General features: G+C 32.7%; 7 protein-coding genes. 3 read left to right on the top strand and 4 right to left on the bottom strand.

The window, feature by feature from the left end; all coding sequences use genetic code 11:
- Window positions 1–45: 45 nt before the first annotated feature.
- Entirely contained in the window at window positions 46–225 is a 180-nt protein-coding gene (locus Q0A18_RS12865) for a hypothetical protein (RefSeq protein ID WP_292010556.1), read from the bottom strand.
- A gap of 172 nt (window positions 226–397) precedes the next feature.
- On the opposite strand from Q0A18_RS12865, the gene Q0A18_RS12860 reads away from it, so the two are divergent.
- Window positions 398–508 carry a 30S ribosomal protein THX gene (locus tag Q0A18_RS12860; protein WP_292010555.1) on the top strand — a complete coding sequence of 37 codons (111 nt, stop codon included), beginning with the start codon at window positions 398–400 and terminating at the stop codon, window positions 506–508.
- A gap of 66 nt (window positions 509–574) precedes the next feature.
- Here Q0A18_RS12860 and Q0A18_RS12855 read toward each other — a convergent pair whose 3' ends face one another.
- From Q0A18_RS12855 to Q0A18_RS12845, 3 genes are all read right to left on the bottom strand, one after another.
- Window positions 575–1228, bottom strand: coding sequence for a DUF937 domain-containing protein (locus Q0A18_RS12855; RefSeq protein WP_292010554.1), 654 nt, complete (start codon window positions 1226–1228; stop codon window positions 575–577).
- 78 nt (window positions 1229–1306) lie between these two features.
- Window positions 1307–2566, bottom strand: a complete 1260-nt coding sequence (locus tag Q0A18_RS12850) for a DUF2723 domain-containing protein (protein ID WP_292010553.1) — start codon at window positions 2564–2566, stop codon at window positions 1307–1309.
- 3 nt (window positions 2567–2569) lie between these two features.
- Window positions 2570–3079 (bottom strand): DUF2480 family protein, encoded by a 510-nt coding sequence (locus Q0A18_RS12845; RefSeq protein ID WP_292010552.1) that lies wholly within the window; start codon window positions 3077–3079, stop codon window positions 2570–2572.
- Window positions 3080–3242: 163 nt separating this feature from the next.
- Here Q0A18_RS12845 and lpxB point away from each other — a divergent pair, with 163 nt between their 5' ends.
- Window positions 3243–4346, top strand: a complete 1104-nt coding sequence (gene lpxB / locus Q0A18_RS12840; RefSeq protein WP_292010551.1) for a lipid-A-disaccharide synthase — start codon at window positions 3243–3245, stop codon at window positions 4344–4346.
- Between the two features lie 96 nt (window positions 4347–4442).
- Window positions 4443–6140 (top strand): ComEC/Rec2 family competence protein (locus Q0A18_RS12835; RefSeq protein ID WP_292010550.1); only part of this gene is annotated, 1698 nt, incomplete at its 3' end.

Raw genomic sequence — 6140 nt, 5'->3', positions numbered from 1 at the left:
TAACGATTTTGATTATCTCAACCTTGCTTATTCTAAGCCTAAATATCAATGCGCAAGTCTTTTTTGTTCGTATTTGTAATCGTTTTTTGAAAAAGCTGTTTTAAAAACTTCAACATTATCCGATTGAAAGGCTTTCATCTGGTCTTTTGAAATTTGCTGTGCCCATAAAGAATTAGCAAATAATGAAATTCCCAATACAAATGTTGTAGATATTATTTTTTTCATAAACTTCATTTTAAGAATATACAAAACTAAATTAATTTTTTGACATATCTATGAAAATACGTTTACCTTTAAAGTATTTATAATTGGAAGAGTTTATTAAATTTTAGGACAGATTATTTGACTTTTTTCGAGATATTTTTTAACTTAGACAAAATCAACAAAATCTACCATTATGGGAAAAGGAGACAAAAAAACAAAAAGAGGAAAGATTAATGCAGGAAGTTACGGAAAGAAAAGGCGTAAAAAAACTTCCAAAAATTTTGCAGCTACAGCTTCCAAATAATCTTACATCAGAAAATAAAAAGGCCAAAGAATTTCTTTGGCCTTTTTTATCAAGTTAAATCCGGACTTATTTTCCGCCCAGAAGATTTCCTAAAATACTTCCAAGTCCTCCGCCTTGCTTTTGAGTGTTACCACCACCAAGAACGCTTCCCAGAATATCTCCTAAAGGATTTCCTGAAGATTGAGATTGCCCTCCGCCTCCAAGAACACTTCCGATGATATCATTTAACGGACTGGATTGCTGTTGAGCCTGGCTGGAAGCATTTCCAAGGATTCCTCCTAATAAATCTCCCAATCCTCCTGCACTTACATTGTTTTGTTGTTTTTCTTTTCCTATATAACCCATTATAACAGGGGCCAGCATAGCTAAAACTGGACCTATTTTATCGATGGAAATACCTGTGTTTTGTGATAATTGGTTTTCCACAGTTTGCTTTTGTCCTCCAAAAATATGATCCAGAATAGATCCGCCTTCTGCCTGACGTGCTTCCAATTGGGAAGGATTATTTAAGATACTTCCGTCATGGTCTTTGTCTAATGCCTGGTTTAAAGCTTCCGCTTCTTTAGCATCCTGAGACTTATTTCTCAGATAAGAAATAATAAGAGGTGTAGCAACTGCTAAAAGAGCAATGATCTGGTTCTTGCTGATACCGAATTTGCTTTCTGCCTGTTCTGCAACCTGATTACCCGTATTTCCCGTAAGTAGGTCAATTAAACTCATAGTTTGTGTTTATTAATAATTAATTAGTCTAAAGTTATCAAAAACATTACCAATTTTACATAAAAAATGAAATTATTATTAAAGTTCTCTTATCTCCTTAGTTGTAAGTCCTTTAGATTTTAATATTTCTATATATTCTTCTGCACTTACCGTCATCCAGCCCATAGGTTCAGGAGCCTCTTTTTTATCAATGGTAAATTCAAGAATCCCTATATTGTTATTCATCCAGGGGAGCATATAATATTCCAGGCCGCCTTTATATTTTTTTAAATGATCAAAGCTTTGAGCCTGAGGCACAAATACAGCTATTCTGAAACAAGAATAATAGAAAACCGGAATCAGAAGGCAAACCCAAGAATAGTTTTTTAATGTCTTAAACTTTACGGAAGATAATCCATATCCGATAGCCAGAGCAAAAATAAGATTAAAGGGAAGGAAGAATACATAATTATCGGTTACCGCATAGAAAGTGGAAAAACCATAGACCAGTAAACCTGCAGTGAAAAAAAATAAGAACATTTTACGGTTGGATCTGTAAAGAGCAATAATCCCCGTAATTCCCAAAACTGTAAATACATTAAAATTATAGATGAGGTATAAAAAAGACTTAACTAAATCCTGAATATACTGTACCAATGATTTTTTCAATGAATCTTCTACCCAATGTCCCTGCTCTGAAGATAGAGGTGATTTCAACGGTAATCCCTGAGAATAGTTAAGGATAAACAACATTGAGAATAATACAGTAAAGAAGACAAAGGAAAGAAGGGAACTTTTTTTCTCCTCTCTAAAATAATAAAGAAACAATAGGAATGCCGGGATCAATAAAATGTTTTGGATATGCAGCCACAGGCTGATTCCCAGGAAAATTCCTGCTCCCAGTATATAAATACTTTTTGGCTTTATAAAACTTTGAACAATACAGAAAAAAAATAAACTCACCCATAAAGTATTATAAGTGTATACTTCCACGATTTCTGCATTTTTCCAGAAAGAAAAACTGAAACCGAAAATAATCGCTGAGGTTATGGCTATCCAGTCAGTTTTTATTAAGCTTTTTACAGTCAAGAAAACCATGGAAACACAGGCTGCTCCTGAAAAAATAACAAGAAGCCGGTTAGCCTGAATGGCATTTAAGTTTAAAATGTTTTTAATTAAAATTGCTGTATTGAGATAGAGAAAATGTGTTATCGCCGTGGCGGTCGTAGCCAGCTTTCCTTTTTCTGTTTCTACAACAAAACCTACACAATCAGCAAAAGGAATTTTTGCAAAACTTCCGATATAATAAATAAAGATAAAAACTAAAAATAATAAAAGAGAAGTTAGATATTTATTCATCTATTAGTTTTTGAAAATAGGAACATTCGAACATGCCTCTCCAAACATAAGAGATTTTACAATAGGTTTTAATTGCTCTACAAGTTCTATATACGCATTTTCCGGAATTTCTTTATCAGAACATCCTTTTACCAATACTCTTTTTCCAATGAAATCATCAAAATCATAGGATTGAATAGCATTATGCATCAGAAGAACTTCCAGATCTTCCTTATTTCCGAAAACTACTTTTTTAGTTGTATCCGTTAATTTTGCTGTAATTAAAAAATAAGCCCAAAGAGGAACGATAGCATCTGCAGAATTATAAATATAAACAAATGCATCTTTATAATCTTCCGGATTAATCGCTGCTACTTTTTCACGGAAATCTTTTTCTTTAAGAATCATTCCTTCAAAAAGATAATCTTTAAGATCAATCCCTATTCTTGCGCCTTTGGGTACTAAGTCGGTAAGGTCAAAATTGATCAAACCACTTTCCGCAACTTTATTTCGTATTTCAAATTCTTCTGACATTTTTTATCATTATCTTTGAACAAATTTACAAATTAAGATGAAACAATCTTCAATTTGTTCTCTATTCCTATTATAGAAGCCTCCCATAATTTATGTTTGTCAATAATGAGAAAAATTTGAAAAGAGGTACTTGATAGCATTAAAAATAAAAGATTTCAGAAGAATGAAATATTATATCATAGCAGGAGAAGCTTCCGGTGATTTACATGGAAGTAATTTAATGAAAGCTTTGAAACAGAAAGATCCCAGAGCAGAATTCAGATTTTGGGGAGGTGATCTCATGGAAAAGCAGGGTGGAGTGCTAGTGAAGCATTACAGGGATCTTGCTTTTATGGGTTTCCTGGAGGTGGCTATGAATCTCAGAACGATCCTGAATAATATTAAATTCTGTAAAGAAGATATTAAGAATAATAAACCTGATTATTTGATTTTGGTGGATTATCCGGGTTTTAATCTTCGGATAGCAAAATTTGCCAAGGAATTAGGAATTAAGGTAATATATTATATTTCTCCGCAATTGTGGGCATGGAAAGAAGGAAGAGTAGAGATTGTTAAGAAGTATGTAGATGAAATGCTGGTTATTCTTCCTTTTGAAGAAGATTTTTATAAAAAACACGGAGTTCATTCTCATTTTGTAGGTCATCCTTTATTGGATGCCATTTCTGAGCTTGCTTTAATTGATATTGAAGCCTTTAAAAAGGAAAACGGATTGAATGAAAAGGAGATTATTGCTCTTCTGCCTGGTTCCAGAAAACAGGAAGTGGAAAAGATGCTTCAGATTATGCTTTCCGTACGTCCTCATTTTGAAAAATATCAGTTTGTGATTGCCGGAGCTCCCAGTCTTCCCAAAGAGTTTTATCAAAAGTATGTAGATGAAAATGTACATTTTGTTTCCAATAAAACCTATGATCTGCTGAGATGTTCCAAAGCTGCTTTAGTCACTTCGGGAACGGCTACATTAGAGACAGCATTGCTGAATATTCCCGAAGTAGTATGTTATCGCGGGAGTAAAATTTCCTATGCCATTGCAAAAAGACTTGTGAAGAATATCAATTATATTTCTCTTGTCAATCTGATCATGGATAGGGAAGTGGTAAAAGAACTTATACAGGATGATCTGAATACAGCCCATCTGGTGAAAGAGCTTAATAAGATTTTGGAAGGTGAGAAAAGGGAAGAGATTTTAAGTGATTATCAGCTGCTGAAACAAAAGCTGGGTGGCAAAGGAGCAAGTGGACATGCTGCAGGTATTATCTTAAAGATGTGATTTTCTATATTATATTTGTGTTATCTTATTGTTTTTGAGTTGATTTGATGAAAATTTTACAGAGTGATTTACTATTTTAGCTGGTAAAAAACACATTTGAACAAACAACCTCTTTTGATATTTGTCGGCTGTTTTATTCTGGGAATTTTTTTTCAGGATAGATTTGTATTGGGAGATGCTGCGATACAATTCATTCTTTTTGCCTGTTTGTTTCTTTTTATTGTAACCTTTTTAAACCTGAGTTTTATATTACACAAACTTAGATTTGTGATGGTGGGGTGTATCTATTTTGGTATTGGGTTAAGTCTTCACTATTATAACAATTTATCTGCTGAGATTCCTTCCGTGTCCTCTAAAACTTTTGTATTTAAGATCACTAAAAAACTTAATTCTACTGAGAAATATAAGAAATATGAGGCGGTCGCTCAGGTGGAAAATGATAAGGTAAATGTAATTGTACTGATTCCTGATAAGAAAAAGGAACTGGATTTTATTCATTATTATAAAACCGATGGATTCTTAAAAAAAGTACAGCCGCCTGAACATGATTTTCAGTTTGATTATGCGAATTATTTGAAGCGTAAAAATATTGAATATCAGTATTATGTAAATGGAGAAATTATTTCTTCTGAAAATAGGAATGATCTTACTTTTCATGAAAAGCTGGCTCAAAAAAGATACGAAGCTTTAAGCAAAATTGATAAGGTGGGAATGTCTGCTCAGAGCAGGGAATTTCTCAAAGGAATAATTCTCGCAGACAGAACGGAAATGAATACGTTAATGGTGCAGGACTTCAACCGGTCAGGGTTAATGCATTTTCTGGCAATTTCGGGAACTCATATGGTAGTTATTTTTGGGTTGATTTATTTTTTTCTGGCCAATATTTTTCCTCTCCGGTTCCGAAAATGGGCAATTATATTGAGTATAGGTTTTATATGGATCTTTGGAGGGTTTGTTGGGTTTGAAAACTCTATTTTACGTTCCTGTATAATGCTGACTGTTTATTATATCTATAAGCTGCTTCAGAGAAAACCCGATCTTCTGCATTCATTGGCTTTATCAGCTTTTATTATATTAATAGTGAATACGCAACAGATTTTTGACGTTGGATTTCAATTAAGTTTCATAGCGGTTTTAGGAATCTTTTGGTTTAATGATTCTATTTTGAAGCTTTTGCCCAAAGCAGATAACTATCTCAAACGGTTGATTTTTAATACCATTTCAATGTCACTGGCAGCTCAGCTGGCTACCTTACCCATCATCATATATTATTTTCATCAGTTTTCTTTGATTTCTATTTTTGCTAATATTTTTATTGTCCCGTTTTCAGAGGCTGTGATTATATTTTCTTTCTTTTTAGCTGTATTGATTATAGCAGGATTGAATTTTGCTTTTATAGATGTTATTTATGATTTTACCATTCAGTTTCTTTTGAAGATTATTCATTGGTTTGCGGGTTTTGAAAATCTCTTTTTTGACAATATTTCAATGAATTTAATTGAAATGTTATTTCTGTTCATTGTTTTATACTTTTTGAAATTTCTTATTCAATGGAATGATTTTAGAAAATCGGCAACATTTGTGTTGACTTTTTTAGTATTTTTCATTTTACATTTAGGCTTTAACTTCTATGAAAGTCAAAAAGATGAGGTATTAATCCATCAATATCAAAAAGACAAAATAGTATCTGTAAAAATCGAAGAAAATGCATGTTTCTGGATTCCTGAAGGTACGGATAGAAAGAAGCTTGAACAATATATTATTAATCCCTACCAGTACTCCAGAAGAATTAAT

This window comes from Chryseobacterium sp. (assembly GCF_022712095.1).
Taxonomy (GTDB): domain Bacteria; phylum Bacteroidota; class Bacteroidia; order Flavobacteriales; family Weeksellaceae; genus Chryseobacterium.
This window is presented reverse-complemented; position numbering and strand designations above follow the sequence as displayed.